The sequence below is a fragment of the Synechococcus sp. RC10B2 genome (assembly GCF_047502635.1).
Genome location: NZ_JANSHO010000066.1, coordinates 21,171 through 43,206, shown reverse-complemented (window position 1 = coordinate 43,206; position 22,036 = coordinate 21,171). Strand labels below are relative to the sequence as shown.

General features: G+C 61.2%; 18 protein-coding genes and 1 pseudogene. 13 read left to right on the top strand and 6 right to left on the bottom strand.

Translation table 11 applies throughout. The features are described from left to right. The first annotated feature begins 75 nt into the window (after positions 1-75). Both NW855_RS09850 and NW855_RS09845 read left to right on the top strand, forming a co-directional pair. Positions 76-1,008, top strand: coding sequence for an NAD(P)H-dependent glycerol-3-phosphate dehydrogenase (locus NW855_RS09850; protein ID WP_011429387.1), 933 nt, complete (start codon positions 76-78; stop codon positions 1,006-1,008). Between the two features lie 311 nt (positions 1,009-1,319). After that, positions 1,320-1,685 carry a response regulator gene (locus NW855_RS09845; protein ID WP_099812459.1) on the top strand — a complete coding sequence of 122 codons (366 nt, stop codon included), beginning with the start codon at positions 1,320-1,322 and terminating at the stop codon, positions 1,683-1,685. An 81-nt stretch (positions 1,686-1,766) separates the two neighbouring features. Here NW855_RS09845 and NW855_RS09840 read toward each other — a convergent pair whose 3' ends face one another. Continuing rightward, complete coding sequence (locus tag NW855_RS09840) at positions 1,767-2,831, bottom strand: VOC family protein (RefSeq protein WP_240527741.1); 1,065 nt, start codon at positions 2,829-2,831, stop codon at positions 1,767-1,769. Positions 2,832-3,216: 385 nt separating this feature from the next. Here NW855_RS09840 and pflB point away from each other — a divergent pair, with 385 nt between their 5' ends. The 10 genes from pflB to cysW all read left to right on the top strand — a co-directional run bounded on the left by pflB (position 3,217) and on the right by cysW (position 16,994). Next, positions 3,217-5,523, top strand: coding sequence for a formate C-acetyltransferase (gene pflB / locus NW855_RS09835; RefSeq protein WP_414508716.1), 2,307 nt, complete (start codon positions 3,217-3,219; stop codon positions 5,521-5,523). Between the two features lie 87 nt (positions 5,524-5,610). Continuing rightward, the gene (locus NW855_RS09830) at positions 5,611-5,988 is read left to right on the top strand and encodes a pentapeptide repeat-containing protein (RefSeq protein WP_414402649.1); all 378 of its coding nucleotides are present in this window, start codon (positions 5,611-5,613) and stop codon (positions 5,986-5,988) included. A gap of 161 nt (positions 5,989-6,149) precedes the next feature. Beyond that, positions 6,150-6,902, top strand: a complete 753-nt coding sequence (gene pflA / locus NW855_RS09825) for a pyruvate formate-lyase-activating protein (RefSeq protein ID WP_011429382.1) — start codon at positions 6,150-6,152, stop codon at positions 6,900-6,902. A 181-nt stretch (positions 6,903-7,083) separates the two neighbouring features. Further along, a complete protein-coding gene (locus NW855_RS09820) occupies positions 7,084-7,494 on the top strand; it encodes an OsmC family protein (protein ID WP_011429381.1) in 411 nt (136 codons plus the stop codon). 90 nt (positions 7,495-7,584) lie between these two features. Continuing rightward, complete coding sequence (gene adhE / locus NW855_RS09815; RefSeq protein ID WP_414402648.1) at positions 7,585-10,215, top strand: bifunctional acetaldehyde-CoA/alcohol dehydrogenase; 2,631 nt, start codon at positions 7,585-7,587, stop codon at positions 10,213-10,215. A gap of 25 nt (positions 10,216-10,240) precedes the next feature. Then, entirely contained in the window at positions 10,241-12,979 is a 2,739-nt protein-coding gene (locus NW855_RS09810) for a GNAT family N-acetyltransferase (RefSeq protein WP_414402647.1), read from the top strand. 95 nt (positions 12,980-13,074) lie between these two features. Further along, positions 13,075-14,163, top strand: coding sequence for a sulfate ABC transporter substrate-binding protein (locus tag NW855_RS09805; protein WP_414402646.1), 1,089 nt, complete (start codon positions 13,075-13,077; stop codon positions 14,161-14,163). Positions 14,164-14,302: 139 nt separating this feature from the next. After that, the gene (locus NW855_RS09800; protein ID WP_414508715.1) at positions 14,303-15,346 is read left to right on the top strand and encodes a sulfate/molybdate ABC transporter ATP-binding protein; all 1,044 of its coding nucleotides are present in this window, start codon (positions 14,303-14,305) and stop codon (positions 15,344-15,346) included. 6 nt (positions 15,347-15,352) lie between these two features. Continuing rightward, the gene (gene cysT, locus NW855_RS09795) at positions 15,353-16,165 is read left to right on the top strand and encodes a sulfate ABC transporter permease subunit CysT (RefSeq protein WP_414508714.1); all 813 of its coding nucleotides are present in this window, start codon (positions 15,353-15,355) and stop codon (positions 16,163-16,165) included. Continuing rightward, entirely contained in the window at positions 16,155-16,994 is an 840-nt protein-coding gene (gene cysW / locus NW855_RS09790; RefSeq protein ID WP_414508713.1) for a sulfate ABC transporter permease subunit CysW, read from the top strand. Before cysT ends, cysW begins: the two co-directional genes overlap by 11 nt. A gap of 113 nt (positions 16,995-17,107) precedes the next feature. Here the strand turns inward: cysW and msrA are convergent, their stop codons facing one another. The 3 genes from msrA to sfsA form a co-directional block, all read right to left on the bottom strand. Continuing rightward, on the bottom strand, positions 17,108-17,776 hold the full coding sequence (msrA, locus tag NW855_RS09785) for a peptide-methionine (S)-S-oxide reductase MsrA (RefSeq protein ID WP_099812466.1): 669 nt from the start codon (positions 17,774-17,776) through the stop codon (positions 17,108-17,110). Between the two features lie 98 nt (positions 17,777-17,874). Next, entirely contained in the window at positions 17,875-18,660 is a 786-nt protein-coding gene (xth, locus tag NW855_RS09780; protein ID WP_099812467.1) for an exodeoxyribonuclease III, read from the bottom strand. A gap of 24 nt (positions 18,661-18,684) precedes the next feature. Further along, the gene (sfsA, locus tag NW855_RS09775) at positions 18,685-19,404 is read right to left on the bottom strand and encodes a DNA/RNA nuclease SfsA (RefSeq protein ID WP_011429372.1); all 720 of its coding nucleotides are present in this window, start codon (positions 19,402-19,404) and stop codon (positions 18,685-18,687) included. A gap of 186 nt (positions 19,405-19,590) precedes the next feature. Here sfsA and NW855_RS09770 point away from each other — a divergent pair, with 186 nt between their 5' ends. Further along, positions 19,591-20,187, top strand: a complete 597-nt coding sequence (locus NW855_RS09770) for an NYN domain-containing protein (protein WP_011429371.1) — start codon at positions 19,591-19,593, stop codon at positions 20,185-20,187. 34 nt (positions 20,188-20,221) lie between these two features. Here NW855_RS09770 and cbiE read toward each other — a convergent pair whose 3' ends face one another. Continuing rightward, positions 20,222-21,481, bottom strand: a complete 1,260-nt coding sequence (gene cbiE, locus NW855_RS09765) for a precorrin-6y C5,15-methyltransferase (decarboxylating) subunit CbiE (RefSeq protein ID WP_099812468.1) — start codon at positions 21,479-21,481, stop codon at positions 20,222-20,224. Then, positions 21,482-22,036 (bottom strand): annotated as a pseudogene (locus NW855_RS09760) (hypothetical protein); the annotation flags it as partial. It abuts the gene before it with no gap.

The following is a 22,036-nucleotide window of genomic DNA, read 5'->3' as shown; positions in this document are numbered from 1 at the left end:
ACTAACCTTTGTCGCTCTCTTGCTAACGGGGAGTTTAAGGCATCCTGGGAGAGAAGCTGCGGCTGCAAAGGTCAGATGAAAACTAACACAACATCCCCCCAGAAGATCGCCATTCTAGGGGCGGGAGCCTGGGGAAGTACGCTGGCTCTGCTGGCCCAGGCCCAGGGGCACCGAGTGCAGGTTTGGGACCGGCGCAAAGATCTGGATCTCAAAGAGGTGCTCCAGGGATCCCAAATCCTCATCTCGGCAGTCTCGATGGCAGGGGTGCGCCCCGTGGCCGAGGTTGTGCGCCAGGTGGGGATCCCACCGCAGGTTATTTTGGTCTCAGCCACTAAGGGACTGGATCCGCTCCAACTTTTGACTCCTGCCCAAATCTGGGGGGCTGCCTTCCCCAACCAGCCGTTGGTGGTGCTCTCCGGGCCTAACCTTTCCGCCGAGATCCGCCAGGGTTTGCCGGCAGCAGCAGTGGTAGCCAGCCGGGATCTCTGGGCAGCCGTGCAGGTGCAGCATGCCCTGGCTTCAGAGCGCTTTCGCCTCTACACCAGCAGCGATCCGCTGGGGGTGGAGCTGGGAGGCATCCTGAAAAATGTTATCGCCATCGCCGTGGGGGTGTGTGATGCGCTGCACCTGGGCACCAATGCTCGGGCTGCCCTGGTTACCCGCGGCTTGGCAGAGATGATCCGGGTGGGATCCCGCTTAGGGGCGCGGCCTGAGACCTTCAACGGCCTCTCAGGCCTGGGGGATCTGCTGGCCACCTGTCACAGTCCTCTGAGCCGCAACTACCAGGTGGGCTACGGGTTGGGCCAAGGTAGGCCTTTGTCCCAGGTTCTGGCTGAAATCGAGGGCACTGCCGAAGGAGTTTACACCGCTCCTGTCGTGGTCAAGATCGCCGCCCAACACAACATCCGGGTGCCTATCACCCAGGAGGTGCATCGGTTGTTGCAAGGACAGACCACCCCCACTGCTGCCCTGGCCAGGCTGATGGAGCGACAACTCACCTCGGAATAAGACCCTCACCCCCCTGCCCCTCTCCCTCTGGGAGAGGGGAGTTAGGGATAAACGTTGCATTGCTATTTGAAATGACCATAGCCGCAAATCCGCGGATGAGGAAAGGGGTTCTGCACCGTATCAGGATTTTTGCAGAGGGTTAGGGTACCAGAATGAGCCATTTGGCGGAGCTTTTTTCCCCAGAGTTTTTCTATGCTGTCTCTGTAGCTTCCCTGTTCGTTCCCGCATCAACTCGGCTCTCGGTTGTTCCAGGAAGCCGACGGCCAGCCCAAGGGATTGGGGGTTTCTTGTTTGCTTTTTTACGAAGCCACATGTCCAAACGCATCTTGGTGATTGAAGACGAACCCGCCATCCGCACCTATTTGCAGAAAGTGTTGCAACGAGCTGGGTACGACACTGTCGCGGCCAGCGATGGGGAGGAAGGATTACAGATGGTGCACGCTCTCCTGCCGGATTTGGTGTTGTGCGATGTGGTCATGCCCAAGCTGAACGGCTATGGAGTGTTAGATGCCGTGAGATGGGATCGGTCCACTGCCCACATCCCCTTTGTCTTTCTCTCCTCGAAAACCAGCCGAGAAGACATGGAAGAAGGGCTGCGGCTTGGCTCTAATGCCTACTTAACCAAGCCCATCGACCAAAATCACCTGTTGAGAGCAATCGCCGCCCAACTGCTCTGAACTCTTAGCTATAGCCATTTACTATTGGGATAAAACTTCCAGGGAACCGAGAAAAGTTTTCCGGATCCCTGCCGGCTGTAGCTAAGGGGTCAGCGCCTGGTGTCGCTGTCGCTGTTGCCGTTCCAGGGCCTCGAACAAAGCCTGAAAATTGGCCTCGCCAAAGCCCGTGGCCCCGCCTAGCCGTTGAATGACTTCAAAGAAAAAGGTGGGCCGACCAAAGAGGGGCTGGGTAAAGGTCTGCAGCAGAAGGGGGCGATCCTGGCCATCAGAAGCGGGCAGGGTAGCATCCAGAAGGATCTGCTGCTCCACCAGGTCTTGCCAGGAGATGGCCTGCCCAAGGGCAGAACGGAGCGCCAACCCCAGCTCCCTTTCCAGGCTGGTGTAGTACTGCGGCGCCACTTGCAAAAAGTCCACTCCCCCCTGCCGCAACCGGCGCAGGCTGGCAACAATGTCTGAGCTGTGCAGCGCCGCGTGCTGAATGCCCGGGCCGCCATGGGCATGCAAAAACTCCTGAATCTGGGAAGCGGCACAGGTGGGCTCGTTGATGGCCCATTGGATCCCCGCTTCCGGATCCCCCACCACCACGCTTTCCAGGCCGGAGGTGGCGGTGCCGATGCTGTAGCGGTACAGCCGCCGCCAGCCCAGCACCCGCCCATACCAGTCGGCTGCCGCCTGCAGGGATCCCTGCTCCACGTTCAACACCACGTGATCCCAGTGGGAAAACAGGCCCGCTTCGGCAGGGGCGGCATCCAAGGGGCCAGGGATCAGAGAATGCCGGATCCCGTAGGGGGTGTGGAGGCAGAGCGCCGCTGCTGCCGGGATCCACGCCAGTTGGGCGCCTCGGCCCCGCAACAGCTCCGCCAAGGCCGGTAGCTCCTGCTCTCCCACCGCCAAGGCCACATCCACCACCCCCGGCCCATGCCGCTGCAAATGGCGGTCCACCTCGTCCCCCGCCCGTGCCGGCTGAGACAGGCGCAAGCGCAGGGATCCCTGCTCCAGCTCCAGGGTGTTGCCGGCGTCGCTTGCCACCCGGAAGCCCCAAACCCGACAAAAGTGTTCCCGCCAACGGGGCAGATCCCAAAGGTAGAAGTGCAGGTGGTGGATCCCTTGGACAATTCGAATGGACGGGTTCATAGAAAACTTCATAGAAAACGCACTGCTAACGCGAACACCAGGTCTTCTGGTGGGGCAACCGGGGCTGCCCTACCTCAGCATAGGTCGGCCCTTCGGCGAGGGAAAAGGTCAAAACTCTTTCCAGCAAACTCTTAAGACAACATTAAAAAACACGGTTAAAAATGCGCCCACAAAAACATCTTCCCAGGGCAAGAGACTAAAATTGAAGTGGGCGAGGTGTAGGGCCAACATCTAAAAAAAGAAACAGCAGAGTTGCTAAAAGCTCTCCCTCAAGTGAGTGGCTAGACCTTCCCTTTTGCAAAGATTGTTGTAGCTTTTGGCAGCTGCTGAGGCGTCGCCTCGCCCTGTCGCCAGCCTATTGGCGGAGTTGTTAGGCGTAATAGCCGGGAGGATTGTTATGATAGCAAGCGCGCAGCGTTCTGTAGCTTTATCTACAGAATCGAAGGCCCAAAAAACCACAGAACGCAAAGTATCCGATCAAACGATTGGGAGAGATTTTCTGCCGGGACGGTGGCAACGCTGCATTGATGTCCGAGATTTTATTCAGCGCAATTACACTCCCTACACCGGCGACGAAAGCTTCTTGGCGCCGGCCAGCGAACGCACGCAGCGGCTGTGGGCCAAGGTTAAGGATTTGATGGCGCTGGAGCGGGAGCGGGGGGTTTTGGATGCCGACACGGACCTTCCTTCCAGCATCACCAGCCACCCGCCGGGCTATATCGACCGGGAGCTGGAGCAAATTGTAGGCCTACAGACCGACAAGCCCCTGAAGCGGGCCATTATGCCGTTCGGCGGCATCCGCATGGTGGAGACGGCCCTCAAGGCCTACGGCTACGAGCTGGATCCAAAGGTTAAGGAAATCTTTACCAAGTACCGCAAGACCCACAACGACGGGGTTTTCGACGCCTACACGGAGGAGATGCGCCGCTGCCGCCGCTCTGGCATCATCACGGGCTTGCCGGACGCCTATGGGCGGGGCCGCATCATCGGCGACTACCGGCGGGTGGCCCTCTATGGGGTGGATCGGCTGATTGAGGACAAGGAGGCGCAAAAAGCCAGCCTCGACCTGGACACGATGGATGAAGAAACCATCCGCCTGCGGGAGGAGCTCTCGGAGCAGATCAAAGCCCTACACGAGCTCAAGGAAATGGGGGCCAGCTACGGCTTTGACCTGGGCCGTCCGGCCAGCAACGCCCGCGAGGCCATCCAGTGGCTGTACCTGGCCTACCTGGCAGCCGTCAAAGAGCAAAATGGCGCTGCCATGTCCCTGGGGCGGGTCTCCACGTTCCTAGACATCTACATCGAGCGGGATCTGCAGGCCGGGATCCTCACCGAGGAAGAGGCCCAAGAGCTCATCGACCACTTTGTCATGAAGCTGCGCATGGTCAGGTTTTTGCGCACGCCGGAGTACAACGAGCTCTTTAGCGGGGATCCCACCTGGGTAACCGAGTGCATCGGCGGCATGGGGCTGGATGGGCGGCCTCTGGTTACCAAGACCAGCTTCCGCATGCTGCATACCCTCTACAACCTGGGGCCGGCACCGGAGCCCAACCTGACGGTGCTCTGGTCGGAGCGGCTGCCGGAAGCCTTCAAGCGCTACTGCGCCAAGGTCTCCATCGAAACCAGCTCCATCCAGTACGAAAACGACGACCTGATGCGCCCCTACTGGGGGGATGACTACGGCATCGCCTGCTGCGTGTCGGCCATGCGCATCGGCAAGCAGATGCAGTTTTTTGGGGCGCGGGTCAACCTGGCCAAGTGCCTACTCTATGCCATCAATGGCGGCCGGGACGAGATCTCCGGCGAGCAGGTGGCCCCGGCCTATGCTCCCATCACCTCTGAGGTGTTGGAGTACGACGAGGTTTGGCCGCGCCTGGTGCAGATGATGGCCTGGCTGGCCAAGACCTACGTCAACACCATGAACATCATCCACTACATGCACGACAAGTACTGCTACGAGCGCCTGGAGATGGCCCTGCACGACCGGGACGTGCTGCGCACCATGGCCTTTGGGTTGGCCGGCCTGTCGGTGGTGGCGGATTCCCTCTCGGCCATCAAGTACGCGCGGGTGCGGGCTATCCGGGACGAGCGCGGCCTGGTGGTGGATTACGCGGTGGAGGGGGACTTCCCCAAATACGGCAACAACGACGACCGGGTTGACCAGATGGCGGTGCAATTGGTGCAGACCTTCATGGCGGAGCTGCGCAAGCACAAGACCTACCGCAACGCCATCCCCACCCAGTCCATCCTCACCATCACCTCCAACGTGGTCTACGGCAAAAAAACCGGCAACACCCCCGATGGGCGGCGGGCCGGCGAGCCCTTTGCGCCGGGGGCCAACCCCATGCACGGCCGGGACACCAAGGGGGCGGTGGCCTCGCTGGCTTCTGTGGCCAAGCTGCCCTACGACGACGCCCTGGATGGCATCTCCAACACCTTCTCGATTGTGCCGGCGGCCCTAGGTCGCACCGCCGAGGAGCGGGTTGCCAACCTGGTGGGGCTGCTGGACGGCTACATGCGGGATGGCGGCTTTCACCTCAACGTCAACGTCCTCAACCGCGAGACCCTGCTGCAGGCCATGGAGCACCCCGAGCTCTATCCCCAGCTCACCATCCGAGTGTCTGGCTACGCGGTGAACTTCATCAAGCTCACCCGCGAGCAACAACTGGATGTGATTAACCGCACCTTCCACCAACACTTCTAACGGAAAACGGCGGAGTGGGGGATCCCGGAAGGCTGCCCGTAGCAGGGTCGAGGGAAGGGATCCCCCCTCCCCAAGCAAGGAGGTTCGATGAGCTATAGCGTTTTGGACTTGGTTAGAGACTACGCGGCGGGACGGCGCGATTTCCAGGAGATCGAGCTGCCCCAGGCCGACTTGCGGGGCATCCACCTAGCCGGTGCCGACCTGCGCTCTGCTGATTTCAGAGGGGCCAACCTGGCAGGCGCCAACCTGCGGGGGTGTGACCTCAGCTTTGCCGATTTCACCGGCGCCAACCTATCGGGAGCGGATCTGCGGGGATGCCTGCTTTTCGGCAGCGATTTGCGCGGTGCCCTCTTGGAGGGGGCTTTGCTGGATCACGCCGATTACGATGCCTATACCCATTTCCCGGCGGGCTTTGATCCCAAAGCCCATCGCCTGCACAACATCTCGGCAGGTGTTTCCCAGTAGGGGGGTCTTTCCAGGGGTTGTCAACTGTTAAGCAAAACCCAGTTCGGGTAAAGCCCAAATCTCAAAAGAGACAAAACCATGGTGTGCGCAGCATAGACAGCAATTGGGAAGAAAACCTCAAGATTAATTGATATTTTGCAAAAGCTGTTGAGGATAGAAGTATGGATACCCCGCTCAACCCCTTGACGCCGATAACCGGCCGCATTCACTCGGTTGAAACCTGTGGCACGGTAGATGGGCCAGGGATCCGCTTTGTCATCTTCCTGCAGGGCTGTCCTCTGCGCTGTCTGTACTGCCACAATCCGGACTGTCGGGATCCCAATGCCGGCCAGGTGGTGACGGTGGATTCCCTCATGGCGGAGATCCAGCGCTGCCGCAACTACTACCTCAAGGGCGGGGGAGTCACGGCCAGCGGGGGAGAACCGTTAATGCAGCCCAACTTTGTGGCGGAGATTTTCCGCCGCTGCCATGAGCTGGACTTGCACACGGCTCTAGATACTTCCGGCTATGCGCCCTTGGGCGTGGCCAAGCCGGTGTTGGCCCATACAGACTTGGTGCTACTGGATATCAAGTCCTATCTGCCGGAGCTCTATCGCAAAGTTACCGGCGTTTCGCTGCAGCCCACTCTCGATCTGGCTCGCTATTTGGATCAGATTCACAAGCCCACCTGGATTCGTTTTGTGCTGGTTCCCGGGCTAACAGATCCCGAGGAAAACATCAAGGGCTTGGCCGAGTTTGTGGCCACGCTCTCCAACGTGGAGCGGGTGGAAGTTTTGCCCTTTCACAAGATGGGGGAATACAAATGGCAGCAGTTGGGATTGCCCTATACCCTCAGCGATGTTCAGCCGCCCACCCCGGAACAGATCAACCACGCTTTGCAGATCTTTCGCGAGCGGGGATTGGTGGCAGTTTAGTTTATCGCTGGAGCGACAGCAACAAAACTAGAGCCAATTCTGACTTGAGCCAGCCTGATCCCAAAGTCATCTCTAAAGTCCTTAGGCTGTCTCCAAGGTAATGCTAAGTTGAACTTAGTTGAACCCAATAGTCTAGCAGCTTGCCAACTCTGGTAGCTCCAAAAATGAGGAGGGATCCCCGGTGGAAGTGCGCGTAACCTACCAAAATGGCGTTCAATTTCAAGCCCAAAGCCGCGGCCATCGCATCCTCAGCGATCAGCCTTTGGACAACCACGGCCAAGATCAGGGAATGACGCCGCCGGAGTGGTTTTTGGCCTCTTTGGGTGCTTGTGTGGGGTTCTATGCCGTCAAGTATTTGGAAGCGCGGCAGTTGGATCCCAAAGGGCTGGAAGTGGTTGTTACCGCAGATAAAGTCGAGCACCCTGCCCGCCTAGACAACATTTGCATTCGGGTGAAAAGTGGGATCCCGCTCGACGAAAAACACCAAAAAGGGTTGGAAAAGGCAGTCGATGCGTGCATCATCCACAACACCCTTACCCATCCCCCAAAAATGACCACTGAGATCCAGGTTCCCGCGCCTGTTGGCGCTTAGCCGGTCAGCAGGCCCATGGAGTCTTGCAGCAATTTCTAACGGTTGCCTCAACTTTTAACCTGTATGGATGTAATTTTGGAGGATCCACCTATGCCTGTCACCAACCTCGAGGAACTGGAAGCTCTGATCCAACAGGTAAAAGCTGCCCAGGCTGAGTATGCCACCTTCACCCAGGAACAGGTGGATCGGATCTTTCACAAAGCTGCCCTGGCCGCCAACAACGAACGGATCCCGCTGGCCAAGCTGGCCGTGGAAGAGACCGGCATGGGGATTGTGGAAGACAAGGTGATCAAAAATCACTTTGCCTCTGAATACATTTACAACAAATACAAACACGAGAAAACCTGTGGCGTCATCGAGCGGGACGAGAGTTTTGGCTACGAGCGCATTGCCGAGCCGGTGGGGCTTTTGGCGGGCATTGTGCCAGTCACCAACCCCACTTCGACAACCATTTTCAAAGCTCTCATCACCCTGAAAACCCGCAACGCCATCATCTTTTCCCCTCACCCCCGCGCCAAACGATGCACCATTGCCGCGGCCAAGGTGGTCAAGGAGGCGGCTGAGGCAGCCGGTGCGCCTGTGGGGTTGATCGGCTGGATCGACGAGCCCACCATCGAGCTGTCTCAGGCTTTGATGCAACATCCGGAGGTGAAGTTGATCCTGGCCACCGGCGGCCCCGCCCTAGTCAAGGCGGCCTATTCCTCCGGCCACCCATCTTTGGGGGTGGGGGCAGGCAATACCCCGGCAGTGATCGATGCCAGCGCCGACATCCCCACAGCCGTCAGCTCGATTATCTTGAGCAAGACCTTCGACAACGGCATGATCTGCGCCTCAGAACAGGCGGTGATCGTGGTGGATGCTGTTTACGAGCAGGTCAAGGCCGAATTCCGCCAGCGGGGGGCCTACTTTTTGGATCCGGAACAAACGCAAGCGGTGCGCTGCCTCCTCCTCAAAGACGGCCGCCTCAATCCGGCTATTGTCGGCCAATCGGTGCAGACCATTGCCGCTCTGGCCGGGATCCAGGTACCCGAAGGCAGCAAGCTGCTGATTGGGGAAGTGGAGAAGGTGGGGCCTGAGGAGCCGTTCTCCTACGAAAAATTGGCCCCTGTTTTGGCCCTCTACCGCGCCAAGGATTTCCACAGCGCTGTCGATATGGCCGTCCAAGTGGTCAATTTCGGTGGGCGGGGTCACACCTCTGTTTTGTATACCGATCCCGCCAATCGGGACGATATTGCCTACTTTGAAAATGCCCTACAAACAGCGCGGGTGCTGATCAACACCCCCTCTTCCCAGGGAGCAATTGGGGATCTCTATAACTTCAGGCTGGATCCCTCGCTCACCCTAGGCTGTGGCACTTGGGGGGGCAATTCGGTCTCGGACAATGTGGGGCCGCGCCACCTGCTCAACATTAAAACGGTGGCCTACCGGCGGGAAAATATGCTCTGGTTTCGGGTGCCGCCCAAGATCTACTTCAAGCCGGGATGTCTACCGGTGGCGCTGCGGGAGTTGGCCGGCAAAAAACGGGCTTTTTTGGTTACCGATAGGCCCCTCTTCGAGCTGGGCGTGCTGCAGGCGGTTACCCGGGTTTTGGACGAACTGCAGATCAAGTGGGATGTCTACCACGACGTGGAGCCGGATCCCACCCTCAGCAACGTCAACCGCGGCCTGGAGCAGTTGCGCCAATTCCAGCCGGATGTGATCATCGCCGTGGGGGGCGGATCCCCGATGGACGCGGCCAAGGTGATGTGGCTGATGTACGAGCAGCCGCAGGTGGAGTTTGAAGGCCTGGCCACGCGCTTTATGGACATCCGCAAGCGGGTCTACGAGCTGCCGCCGCTGGGGCAAAAAGCCCAACTGGTCTGCATCCCCACCACTTCCGGGACGGGATCCGAGGTGACGCCCTTTGCCGTAGTCACCGACGACCGGGTGGGGATCAAGTACCCCCTGGCCGACTACGCCCTCACCCCCAGCATGGCCATCGTGGATCCGGATCTCACTTTGAAGATGCCCAAGAAGCTAACCGCCTACGGCGGCCTCGATGCCCTTACCCATGCCCTGGAAGCCTATGTCTCGGTGATGGCCAGCGAGTTTACCGATGGGCTGGCGCTGCAGGCGATTAAGCTGCTGATGACCTACCTGCCGCGGGCCTACGAGAAGGGGGCCGAAGATCCAGAAGCCAGAGAAAAAGTCCACTACGCCGCCACCATTGCCGGCATGGCCTTTGCCAACGCCTTTTTGGGGGTGTGCCACTCCTTGGCCCACAAGCTGGGATCCACCTTCCACCTGCCCCACGGCCTGGCCAATGCCCTGATGATTACCCACGTCATCCGCTACAACGCCACCGACGCCCCCTTTAAGCAGGCCATCTTCCCCCAATACCGCTACCCCAACGCCAAGCACCGCTATGCCGAGATTGCCGATTACCTGCAGTTGGGCGGAGCCAATGATGATGAAAAGGTCATGCGCCTCATTGAGGCCATCGAGGAGCTAAAGCGGAAGCTAGGGATCCCGGCTACCATCCGCGAGGCCCTCAGCGAGAGCGAGCAGGCGTTCTACGACCGTCTGGAGGCGATGGCGGAGCAGGCTTTCGATGATCAATGCACCGGCGCCAACCCCCGCTACCCGCTGATTCAGGACATGAAGGAGCTGTACGTCTTGGCCTACCGGGGCTGCCGGGTGGAGGCTGCCCTCTACCACCAGCCGGAGCCGGTGTTGGCCTAGTCACCAGACATTGAGGAGTAAGCCCATGCGGCGCCGCCCTGACCCCAGCCTCGACATCTGGAAGGCCAGATCCCACCCCTTAGATCCCATTTTTCTGCCCCGCTCGGTGGCGGTGGTGGGGGCAACAGAGCGGGAGGGCAGTGTTGGGCGCACGGTCTTGTGGAACCTGATCAGCCACCCGTTTGGGGGCACGGTCTACCCGGTCAACCCCAAGCGGCACCAGGTGTTGGGCATCCGGGCCTACGAGCGGCTTTCCGCCTTGCCCGAGCCGGTGGATCTGGCCATCATCGCCATCCCGGCAGCCGGGGTGCCGGCGGTTATTCAAGAATGCGTCGAGGCCGGCGTCAAGGGAGCTATTGTCCTCTCGGCGGGCTTTAAGGAAATCGGCCCCGAGGGGCTGGAGCTGGAAAAGGCCATCCAAGAGGCTGCCCGCGGCAAGCTGCGCCTGATTGGCCCCAACTGCCTGGGGATCCAAAACCCCCACACGGGCCTAAATGCCACCTTTGCGGCCCAGATGGCCCGGCCCGGCAACGTGGGCTTTATCAGCCAAAGCGGGGCCCTCTGCACCTCGATCCTAGACTGGAGCCTGCAGGAAAATGTCGGCTTTAGCGCCTTTATCTCCCTGGGATCGATGCTGGATGTGGGCTGGGGGGATCTCATCGACTACCTGGGCCAGGATCCCCATACCCACAGCATCGTCCTCTACATGGAATCCGTCGGGGATGCGCGGTCGTTTTTGTCGGCGGCCCGCGAGGTGGCGCTGAGCAAGCCCATCATCGTCATCAAGGCGGGGCGCACCCAGGCGGCGGCCCAGGCGGCGGCCTCCCACACGGGATCCCTCACCGGCAGCGACGCGGTTTTGGATGCGGCCTTCCGCCGCTGCGGCGTGCTGCGGGTGGATCACATTGAAGATCTCTTCGACATGGCGGAGGTGCTGGCCAAACAGCCTCGTCCCCAAGGGCCCCACCTCAGCATCCTCACCAATGCCGGCGGGCCAGGGGTGCTGGCCACCGACGCCCTCATTCGCGCCGGCGGATCCCTGGCCTCTCTTGCCCCGGAGACGCTGGAGCAGCTCAGCCAGATCCTGCCGCCCCACTGGAGCCACGGCAACCCCATCGACGTTTTGGGCGATGCCGGGCCGGAGCGCTTTGCCCAGGCGCTGGAGATCGTGCTGCGGGATCCCGGCAGCCAGGGCTGTCTGGTGATCCTCACCCCACAGGCGATGACAGATCCCACCGCCACGGCCGCCAAGGTGGTGGAGACCTGGCGGCGCAGCGGATCTCGCCAACCCATCCTGGCCAGTTGGATGGGGGGAGCCCTGGTGGATGCCGGCGAGCAGATCCTCAACCAGGCCGGGATCCCCACCTACCGCTATCCGGATCAGGCGGCGCGGGTGTTCAGCTATCTGTGGCGCTTCAGCGACAACCTCAAGGCCCTCTACGAAACCCCCGCGCTGCCCCCTGCAACAGCGGTCGAGCGCGAGAGGGTGCAGCCAATCCTCAGCCAAGCCCGGCGGCAAGGCCGCACGCTCCTGACCGAGGTCGAGTCCAAGGAGCTCCTGGCCGCCTACGGGATCCCGGTGGTGCCCACGCGGGTGGCCGAGAGCCCGGAAGCGGCTGTAGAGGCCGCCGAACAAATCGGCTACCCGGTGGTGCTCAAGCTCTACTCCCACACCCTCACCCACAAGACCGATGTGGGCGGCGTGCAGCTCAACCTGCCCGATGCCGAGTCGGTGCGGCGGGCCTACCGGCAGATCCAGACCAATGTTGCCGAAAAAGCCGGATCCCAGCACTTCCAAGGGGTGACGGTGCAGCCGATGATCCGCACCGACGGCTACGAGCTGATCCTGGGCAGCAGCGAGGATCCCCAGTTTGGGCCGGTGTTGCTGTTTGGCAGCGGCGGCCAATTGGTGGAAGTGTTCCAGGATCGCGCCATCGGCCTTCCCCCCCTCAACACCACCTTGGCGCGGCGCCTGATGGAGAATACCCTCATCTACAAGGCCCTCAAGGGGGTGCGGGGGCGCCGAGCCGTCAAGCTGGAAGCGCTGGAACAGCTTTTGGTGCGCTTCAGCCAACTGGTGGCCGAACAGCGGGAGATCAAGGAGATCGACATCAACCCCCTGCTGGCCTCGGGCGAGGGGCTGGTGGCTTTGGATGCCCGCGTCATTCTGCGCTCAGAGCAAGAACCACCGGTGCCGTTGGCCATCCGCCCCTACCCCACCCAGTACATCTGGAGCTTCCGGGACGGCATCACCATCCGCCCCATCCGCCCCGAAGATGAGCCTCTGGTGATCGATTTTCACCGCCACGTCTCTGATTACAGCGTCTATCTGCGCTACTTCCACCCCATCAAATACAGCGCCCGCATCGCCCACGAGCGCTTGGTTCGCATCTGCTTTAATGACTACGACCGCGAGATCGCCCTGGTGGCGGAAAAACAGGAGCCAGAAGCCACAATCCTCGGCATCAGCCGCCTCTCCAAAAGACACGGCCTCCCCGAAGAGGCGGAGTTTGCCCTGCTGGTGGCGGATCCCTATCAACGGCAGGGGATCGGCACGGAGCTGCTGACCCGCCTGATTCAGGTGGCCCGCTGCGAAGGAATCCGGCGTCTGGCCGGCGAGGTGCTCAGCGAAAACGAGGGCATGCGCCGCCTGTGCAAGCGGCTAGGGTTCCAGTTGCTCCCCTCCCCGGAGGATCCCGGCCTCCTCAATGCCACGCTGGATCTCGCTGCCGACGCGGCGCCCCCCACCCCCTGCCCCGCCTAGGGATCCCTGGTCTAAAAACGGTTTGCCGACTGGATTACCGTAGAATAGTTCCTTAGCCTCCAACCTCCCCTCGCCTTTTGGGAGAGGGGTTGGGGGTGAGGGACGGAGAAGTGGAGAAGTTTTTGGGGATGGCGGTGAAGATGGAAGGGGCAGCGGGGAAGCCATTGGGGATCCCTTCACCCGTCGCGGTGGCCTGGTGGGGGAGAGCGGGGCGGTGGCTGGCGGTGGGATTCCTTCTGCTGGGGCTAGGTGGCTGTGGGGTGGGATCCCACGGGGAAGTGAGGATTCTTCTGGCTTCTTTTGCGGTGACCCGCGATGCCTACCGCCAGATCATCCCTGCCTTTGAGGCCCATTGGCTGGCCCAGACCGGACAACGGGTGCGGGTGGAAAGCAGCTACGCCGGCTCGGCAACGCAGGCGCGGGCGGTCATCGAGGGGCTGGATGCCGATGTGGTGGCCCTGGCCCTAGGCCTGGATGTGGAGCGCATTGTGGCTGCCGGCCTGATTCGGCCAGGCTGGGAAAGCCGCACCCCCAACCAGGGGATCGTCACCCGCTCGGTGGCGGCCATCGTCACGCGACAGGGCAACCCCCGTGGTATCCGCTCTTGGCTGGATCTGGCTCGGCCCGGCCTGCAGGTGATTACCGCCAACCCCAAAACTTCAGGGGGCGCCCGCTGGAACTTTTTGGCCCTCTGGAGCGCTGTCCCTGAACCTCAGGCCCTGGAGTTCGCCACCCAGGTCTACAAAAATGTCCGCGTCCTGCCGCGGGACTCGCGGGAGGCCACCGATGTCTTCTTCCAAAAAGGGCAGGGGGATGCCCTGCTCACCTACGAACATGAGGTGATCCTGGCGGGCTTGCGCGGCCAGCTCTTGCCCTACGTGGTGCCGGATCCCAACATTTCCATCGATCAGGCGGTGGCGGTGGTGGACGCCAACGTGGACCGCAAGGGCACCCGCGCCGTGGCCGAAGCCTTTGTCGACTACCTGTTTACCCCAGAAGCGCAGCGGGCCTTTGCCGAGGTGGGCTTCCGGCCGGTGGAGCCCACGGTGGCCCAAGAGTTTGCCTGGCGCTACCCTCCCATCAAAAATCTGGTGACTGTCGCCGACCTGGGCGGCTGGGAAGCTGTCCAGAACCGCTTCTTTGCCGACGGGGCTTTGTTTGACCGCATCCAAGCCCAGTTGTAGACCGATCCCTTGTCTTCCTCTCCCCGTTCGGGGTATCCTGGGGGCTGTATCAACGGTTTGTTGACAGGTTTACCGTAGATTAGAGGCTCCCTCCTTCGTCAGAAACGCCGTCCGGCCAACCCTTAGCTAGGCAGAACCTATGGGCATCACCATCGCAGGGGTATCGAAGCGTTTTGGGCAGTTTCAGGCCCTCCACCCTACGGATCTCACCATTCCCACGGGATCCCTGGTCGCCCTGTTGGGGCCGTCGGGTTCGGGCAAATCCACCCTCTTGCGCCTCATTGCTGGTCTAGAAAAGCCGGACACGGGGCGGATTTTCCTCACCGGTCGGGATGCCACCCACGCCAGCGTCCAGGAGCGCAATGTTGGCTTTGTCTTCCAGCACTACGCCCTGTTCAAGCACATGACGGTGCGGCAGAACATTGCCTTTGGCCTGGAGATCCGCAAAGCTTCGCGGGCCGAGATCCGGGCGCGGGTGGACGAGCTGTTGGAGCTGGTGCAACTGTCGGGGTTTGGGGATCGCTATCCCTCGCAGCTTTCGGGGGGGCAGCGGCAGCGGGTGGCCCTGGCCCGCGCCTTGGCGGTGGAGCCGCAGGTATTGCTTTTGGACGAGCCTTTTGGGGCGCTGGATGCCAGGGTGCGCAAGGAGCTGCGCCAGTGGCTGCGGCGCCTGCACGACAAGGTGCACGTCACCACCGTCTTGGTTACCCACGACCAAGAGGAGGCCATGGAGGTGGCCGACCAGATCGTGGTCATGAACCAGGGGCGGATCGAGCAGGTGGGATCCCCTGCCGAGATCTACGATCACCCGGCCACCCCCTTTGTCATGAGCTTTATCGGCCCGGTTAACGAGCTCTCTCCCCGCTCCCTGTTATCTTGCCAGCTTCCCGAGGCGCAGGCCGGCCCGCACCAGCTTTTCTTGCGCCCCCACGATGTGCAGATCGAGGTCAACCCCAATAGCAGCGGCGTCCCCGCGTGGGTAAAAGCGATCATCCACCTGGGGCGGGAGATCCAGGCGGAGCTGGTCTTGAGCGATGGCGGATCCCTCTGGGCCCACCTCAGCCGCGAGCAATACACCAACCAGCCCCTGCACATTGGGCAGCAGGTTTACGTGCGCCCCAGGGTAATCAAAGCCTTCCCCATCAAGAAAACGGAAATGACAGCCATGGCGGTGGGAGCTTAGGGAACCTTGCTGCAGGCGGTGTTTCCAGTGTCTTGGCCCTGGTGGCTGACCCTAGGCTATCTCTTCCTGATGCTGGTCTTGCCACTAGCTGCCTTGGTTGCCAAGGCCAGCACCTTGGGCTGGGCAGAGTTTTGGCGGATTGCCACCGATCCCCTGGCCCTCTCTGCCTATGAGGTTACTTTTGTAACCGCCTTGCTGGCGGCCTTGGTAAACGGTGTGATGGGCACTCTAACCGCCTGGGTGTTGGTGCGCTACGCCTTCCCTGGGAAAAAGCTCCTCGAGGGGTTGATTGATCTGCCCTTTGCCCTGCCCACGGCTGTGGCCGGCCTCACCCTGGCGACCGTCTACAGCAGCAACGGCTGGATAGGATCCCTGCTGGCTCCCTTGGGAATCCGCATTGCCTTTACCCGCTGGGGGGTGGGGGTAGCAATGCTGTTTATCTCTTTTCCCTTTGTGGTGCGAACCGTGCAGCCGGTGCTGCAGGAACTGGAACCGGATGTGGAGGAAGCTGCCTGGAGCTTGGGCGCCTCCCGCTGGCAGACCTTTTGCCGAGTGGTACTACCGCAAATTCTGCCGTCTATCCTAACAGGGGTGGCGCTGGGGTTTTCTCGCGCTGTCGGTGAGTATGGCTCCATCGTCATTATTGCCGCCAGCATTCCCTTCCAGGATTTGATTGCGGCGGTGCTGGTCATCCAAAGACTGGAACAGTACGACTACGCCGGCGCCACGGTGATTGGGACGGTGATGCTGGTGATCTCCTTCCTTTTGCTGGCGGTGATTAACCTTCTGCAAGGCTGGGCAAGTCGCCATGAGACCTAAGGGAGTTGCCGAGGTTCAAGGGAAGCCACCCGCCAACCCTTGGCTGGCTGGCCTGCTGATTGGGATCGTCTTGCTCTATGTGGGGCTGCTCATCGGGATCCCCCTGGTGAATGTCTTCTACCAGGCGTTGCGGGAAGGGATCCCCAGTTTTTTTCAGCACCTGGGGGAGCGAGAGTTTCTCAGCGCAGCCCGCTTGACTTTGCTAACTGCCCTGGTTGTCGTGCCTCTCAATACTCTTTTTGGCCTCTGCGCTGCCATAGCGCTAGCACGCCGCCGCTTTCCAGGGCGGGCCTTGCTGCTCAGCCTCATCGATCTGCCCTTTTCCATTTCGCCAGTGGTGGCCGGCCTGATGCTGGTGCTGATCTTTGGCCGTCAGGGTTGGCTGGGATCCTGGAATCTGCGGGTCATTTTTGCCTTTCCGGGCATTGTGCTGGCCACCGCTTTCATCACTTTGCCCTTTGTGGTGCGGGAGGTGCTGCCGGTGTTGGAAGAGGCCGGCACCGAAGAGGAAGAGGCCGCCAAAACGCTGGGGGCCAATTCCTGGCAGATCTTCTTGCGCATCACCCTGCCCAACATCCGCTGGGGCCTTCTCTACGGCGTCATCCTGACCAATGCCCGCGCCATGGGGGAGTTCGGGGCGGTGGCCGTGGTCTCCGGCAACATCATCGGCCGTACCCAGACCCTTCCCTTGTTTGTGGAAGATGCCTACCGCAGCTATGCCACGGGCTCGGCCTATGCGGCAGCGGTGGTGCTCTCCTTGCTGGCAGTGGTGACCCTGGTGGCCAAGGAGCTGCTAGAGCGGGGATCCCCTTCCCGCCGCATCTTCTAGGCCTTCTTTGGGATCCTTATCGCTAGGCAACCTCATCACGAACGCGCCGCTCTAACTTCCCTCTCCCTCAGGGAGAGGGGCCGGGGGTGAGGGTGGGACGGCCAGGGTGTGGCTCAAACAGACTCGGCAGCCAGCTCTGGCAAGGGAACTTTGGTGCCGCCCAAGCCGCAGTAGCCGCGCGGATTCTTGGCCAGGTATTGCTGGTGGTAGTCTTCGGCGTAGTAGAACTCTGGGGCGTCCAGGATCTCAGTGGTGATCTGGCCGTAGCCGTGGGCGCTCAGGGCTTGCTGGTAGAGATCGCGGGTTTTTTCTGCCAGCTCCTGCTGGGCCTGGGAATAGACGTAGATGCCGGAGCGATACTGGGTGCCCACATCATTGCCCTGCCGCATCCCTTGGGTGGGATCGTGGTTTTCCCAAAACACCTTCAAAAGCTGCAGGTAGCTGATTTGAGCCGGATCGTAAACCACCCGCACCACCTCGTTGTGACCGGTCAAGCCGGTGCAAACCTCCTCATAGGTTGGGTTGGGAGTATACCCGCCGGCGTAGCCCACCGCAGTAGTGAACACTCCCGGCAACTGCCAAAACTTGCGCTCGGCTCCCCAGAAGCAGCCCATGCCGAACAGGGCCAGCTCCATGCCCTCCGGAAAGGGGGGCTTTAGCGGCGTGCCCTTGACGTAGTGCCGGTTGACGATCGCCATTGGCTCGGAGCGGCCCGGCAAAGCCTCCTCCGGGGTGGGCAGGGTCAGTTTCTTGCCCAATTTGCCAAAACCAAAGAGCGCCATCGCGATAGCCCGATACATTCGTTAACACTTATCAGCCTAACGCAGGTGGCCGCTGTTGTCTTGAAATTAAGGATTGGCAAGCGAGCAGCCTGGGGATTTCAGATTGCCAGCTCCACAACCACAGGGGCATGGTCGCTGGGCTTTTGTGCCCGCCGCGGTTCGACGTCGATCCAGCAGGCAGTAGCTTTGTCCTGGAGCAGAGGGGAAAGGTAGAAGTGATCGATGCGCCAGCCGCGGTTCTTCTGGAACCCACCCCCGCGGTAGTCCCACCAGCTAAAATGTCCGGGATCCGGGGTGAATTTGCGAAAGGCATCCTCAAACCCCAAAGCCAGGATCTCCCGCAGGGCCTGCCGCTCCGGCTCCGAGGCCATGATTTCCCCGGCTTTGCGGGGATCGTAAATATCCCGGTCTTCGGGGGCGATGTTGAAGTCGCCGCAGAGGAGGATGGGCTGCCCCTGGCCCAGGGCGATGTTGAGGTAATCCTTCAGGCGGGCCAACCAGTGCAATTTGTAAGCGTACTTGTCGGATCCCACCGCCTCGCCATTGGGCACGTAGAGGTTGAGAATGCGGATGCCGCGGTAGAGGCCGCCGATCAGCCGCTTTTGCTCGTCCAGCTCCGCCGCTGCCGGCAGCAGGGCCCCAAAGCCACGCTCTACTTTTTCCGGCACCTCCCGGCTGATCAGGGCAACGCCGTTGTAGGCTTTCTGCCCGTACACTTCTACGTAAAAGCCTCGCTCCTCAAAGGGCGCGCGGGGAAAGTCCGCATCCACCACCTTGGTCTCCTGCAAGCAGAGCACATCCAGGGATCCCTGCTTGTCCAGCCAAGCCAAAACCTGGGGCAGCCGGGTGCGAATGGAGTTGACGTTCCAGGTGGCCACTTGCATGGCAGCAGGTTTCCAAGACGACGCTCAGGCCACTATTTTGGCCAAACCCAGCGGACGGATCCCCTGTGGCGAGACCGCGATCCGGTAGGGCAGCACCTCAACCCCAGCCTGCAGCGCCTGGCGAAACAGATGGGCATAGCGGGGATCCCGTTCTTCGCCGGGGGCAAACTCGGTGCAATCGGCGCGGTTGATCCAATACAGCAGCAGAGCCCGCTGCCCTTGCCGGCGGATCTCGATGAGATCTTCCAGGTGCTTTTGGCCGCGAGTCGTCACCGTATCGGGAAACAGGGCGCGGGATCCCACGGCCCAAGTGGTATTTTTAACCTCTAGGTAGGCCAAGCCAGAGTCTCCCATCAGCAGGAAGTCGATTTTGCTCCTGCCGCAAGTCACTTCCCGTTGCCAGCGGGAGAACTCCGCCAATTGGGGAAACCACCCTCGTGCCAGCCCCCATTCCACCAGGCGATTGGGCAGGCCGGTGTTGATCCCCACCCACACCCCTTCCACCTGGATCATCTCCCAGGTGTAGGCCAATTTGCGCTTGGGATCGGGGTGATAGGAGAGGTACACAGGCGCTCCCACCTGGCAAACCCCCGTCATCGGCCCGGTGTTGGGGCAGTGAGCGGTTACCGGTTGCCCATTTTCCAGCTCCACCTCGGCAAAGAAGCGCCGGTAGCGGCTGCGCAACACCCCCCTGCGCAAGGGGGTGGAAAAACAGTAAGGGGGCGGCCCCTCTTGGGCGGGCATCTGCAAGCGTCCTCCGGTGAGTATTTTTCTTTAGGATTTTGGAAGTCTTCCGGGTGGAGGGAGCTTCCTGCGCTAGGGTAAATGACGTATCTCTCCAGCCAGGGCCTTTTTTGCCGACGCCTTGTTCCTATAGCTTTTAATACTTTTTTTCTATCCCTTTGCCAAAACTTGGAGAAGAAAGCCCGAATGTTGCGTCTTGATCCTGAGCCCGGCTTTCAGCCCCCGGATCCCTTCCAGGACGACCGTGGGCGCGTGGCCATCTTTATCGACGGATCCAACCTCTTCTATGCCGCCCTACAGATGGGCATTGAGATCGACTACACCCGCCTGCTGAAGACGCTGACCGGCCGTTCTCCCCTCCTGCGCTCCTTTTTCTACACCGGCGTCGATCGCAACAACGAAAAGCAGCAGGGGTTTTTGCTCTGGATGCGCCGCAACGGCTACCGTGTGGTTACCAAAGAGCTGACCCAACTGCCCGATGGCTCCAAGCGGGCCAATCTAGATGTGGAAATCGCTGTGGACATGTTGTCGCTGGTGCGCTGGTACGAGACGGCGGTGCTGGTAAGCGGCGACGGGGACTTGGCCTATGCTGTCAATGCCGTCAGCTACCAGGGAGCACGGGTAGAGGTGGTTAGCCTGCGCTCTATGACCAGCGATCAGCTCATCAACTTGGCGGATCGCTACATCGACCTGGAGTCCATCAAGGATCAAATTAAGAAGACCAACCGCCCCTCCTACCTGTACCGACCGAGCTTCACCACCGATGAGGAGGACGAGGGGTAAATTGCCCCCAGCTGGGGGCAGGGCGACGAGGCCGTTACTGCAACCTCAAATTTGAAGGGATCCCTTGCAGCAGGTAAACGGGGTTGAGCGGGGAAAAGCGGGTGCCCTCGGCCAAGGCCGTGGAACGGGAGATCTGGATGTGTTCCACCCGCACCTGCCAGCCCCGCGAGCGCAGCCATTGCAGAGCTTCGCTGCAGGTTTCCAGGGTGGCGAAGTTAGCCACCAAGATCCCCTCAGGCCGCAGGCGGGCCGCCACCGCCGGCAGCAGATCGCGGATCCCTTTGCCGCCTCCCCCCAGCAACACCCGTTCCGGATCCGGCAGGTCGGCCAGCACCCGGGGCGCTGTCCCCGGGATCACGTGCAGGTTTTCCAGATCGAAGCGTTGGCGGTTGCGCCGGATAAGACAAATGCCTGTGGCGTTGCGCTCGATGGCATAGACCTGGAGCTGGGGGGAGAGGCGGGCGATCTCCACGGCTACGGAACCGGTGCCGGCCCCGATATCCCACACCACTCCCTGCCGCGGCAGTTGCAGCGCCCCCAGCGTGAGCAGTCGGATGGGCTGCTTGGTGATCAGGCCGGGCTGGTCGGGAAAGGTGTGGAACTGGTCGTCCGGGATCCCCACCAAAGGCCAGCGGCGGGGATCCGGTTCCGGCTCAACGCGCCGCAACACCACCAAGTTGGGGCTGGGGAAGGCAGATTTCTCCCCTTCTTGCAGGGGCAGGATCTGCTCGTGGGGGGATCCCAGTTGGCTGCACACCCAGCCCTGGTAGCGCACCGGCAGCCGCAGGTCGGCGATAAACTGGGCCACCGCCGCCGGGGTGTGCTCCGGATCGGTCAGGGCCACAATAAGAGGGGATCCCTGCCTAAGGGCGTCTTGCAACCGCTCCACCCCCCGCCCGTGCAGGCTGAGGATGGTGGCCTCCTGCCAGGGGATCTGCAGGCGGTTGAGGGCCAACTGCACTGAGCTGACTTGGGGATAAAAGGCCAGTTGCTCCGCCGGGAAGTACTGCGTTAACAGGCGCCCAATCCCAAAAAACAGCGGATCCCCGCTGGCCAACAAAACCAGGGATCCCTGCGCCAGCTCCTTTTGCAAAAGCGGGATCCAACTTTCCACTGGTCCAGTAAGCCGGATCTGGCGGGCCGGATGGTCAGCAAAGTGCTGCAGCAAGCTGGAGGGCCCGGCCAAGGTTTGCGCTTGGGAGAGGGGGGGAATCGCCCAAGAGGCCACCGAGCCATCTGCTGCTACCCCTATAACCGCAAGCTGAGGTGATCGGCCAGATGTTGTCGTAGCCATCTAGCGTTCGACAGGCGGGTGGTACTGGCGCATGTGGTTGAGAAAATCCAGGCGCAACTCCGCCACTTCCCGCTGCATCTCCCGCATTTCCCGAATAAAGCCCAGATGAGCCTCGATCAGGCGGCCATCCCGCTCCCGGAATTGCTCCATCATCAGGGCTTGCGCCTCCCTCAGCTCGGCAAAGCCGGCCTGCATATCGCGGCGGGATTCCTGGATGGCCCTCTCCAGCTCATCTCCCCGCTCTTCGTTCTGGCGAATCCGCTCCTGGTTGTGCTGAATCAGCGTCCGGATCTCCTGGATTTCGGTCTGGAGCTGGGCTTCGATGGCCTGCCGCTCGGCTCGCATTGCGGCCATCTGGACCTCAAAGCGCTCGGCAGCCCGCTGCTGCTCAGTTCGGATCTCGGCGATCTCGGCGGAGAAACGCTCGGCGGCCCGCTGCTGCTCGGCCCGGATCTCGGCAATTTGGGCGGCAAAGGCCTGCCGCATCTCCGTCATCTGAGCCTCAAAGCGCTCGGCAGCCCGCTGCTGCTCAGTTCGGATCTCGGCGATCTCGGC